The organism is Bradyrhizobium sp. (genome assembly GCF_016462955.1).
Lineage (GTDB): Bacteria > Pseudomonadota > Alphaproteobacteria > Rhizobiales > Xanthobacteraceae > Bradyrhizobium.
In genome coordinates, this window is record NZ_JAEMSD010000184.1 from 10,788 (window position 1) to 11,897 (window position 1,110).

2 protein-coding genes are annotated in these 1,110 nt (G+C 66.2%); both read left to right on the top strand.

The genetic code is table 11. The features are described 5' to 3' along the window. On the top strand, positions 1 to 390 hold a 390-nt coding region (locus JHD07_RS19390; protein WP_291624748.1), incomplete at its 5' end, for a DUF1850 domain-containing protein. A gap of 91 nt (positions 391 to 481) precedes the next feature. Then, positions 482 to 1,110: SDR family NAD(P)-dependent oxidoreductase (locus JHD07_RS19395; RefSeq protein WP_291624749.1), on the top strand; the 629-nt coding region annotated here is incomplete at its 3' end.

The window sequence follows — 1,110 nt, forward strand, 5'->3', positions numbered from 1 at the left end:
GGTCGAGGCGGTGTGAGCCTCTGCCTGGCAACGGCAGCGGGCGTGAAGGCGCTGGCTCTGTCGGCGTTCACGCTCAGCTGGACGCATTCGATCGCGAAGGTCGAATGGCAGGAGGACTGGCGCGTGACGCCTGCCGGGCTCGAACTGGTGCAGGCCCGCGTCAAGGGCACCGGCCCCGGCATGGAGCCGCCGCCCGAGGCGCGGCTGGTCGACGGCTGGTTTCAATGGCGCCCGCAACGAGCCGCCATGCAGGAGGTCGTGCTCGGCAATTCAGGCGCAGCCGGCGAATGGCGGCTGTGCCACGACGGAAAGTGCCGGACGCTGTCGGAGATTGTCGGGCATCCCATCGGTGCTAACGTCACCACGATGAAGATTTGCGCGAGTCCGTAGCCGGCATGAGCGGAACGATACGCGGGACCCCTGTCCCCGGATATCGCTTCGCTCATCCGGGCTACAAGAAGAACAACAAAGGAGAAACCCAATGGATCGGCTCAAGGGCAAGGTGGCGATGGTGGTAGGGGCCGGCTCGATCGGGCCCGGCTGGGGCAACGGCAAGGCGACCGCGGTGACCTTCGCGCGCGAGGGGGCGCAGGTGTTCTGCGTCGATCGCAACGGTGCGGCGGCCAAGGAGACCGCAGAGATCATCACCGGCGAGGGCGGCAGGGCCACGGCGTTCACGGCCGACGTGTCGCGGGCGAGCGAGATCGAGGCGATGGTGGCGGCGTGCCTGAAGGCCCATGGCCGCATTGACGTGCTCGACAACAATGTCGGCATCGCCGAGATGGGCAGCGTGGTCGAGGTGAGCGAGGAGAGCTGGGACCGCGTCTTCAACGTCAACCTCAAGAGCGCCTATCTCGCCATGAAGCACGTCATTCCCGTCATGGTGAAGCAGGGCGGCGGCTCGATCATCAACATCTCCTCGATCGCCTCGATCCGCCACATGGGGATCTCATACGTCACCTACGGCGCCTCGAAGGCGGCGATGAACCAGATGACGCGCACCACCGCGATCGAGTTCGCGCGCCATCATGTCCGCGTCAACGCGATCCTGCCCGGCCTGATGAAGACGCCGATGGTCGAGCACTCCGCAGGTCTTGCCGCCAGCTACGC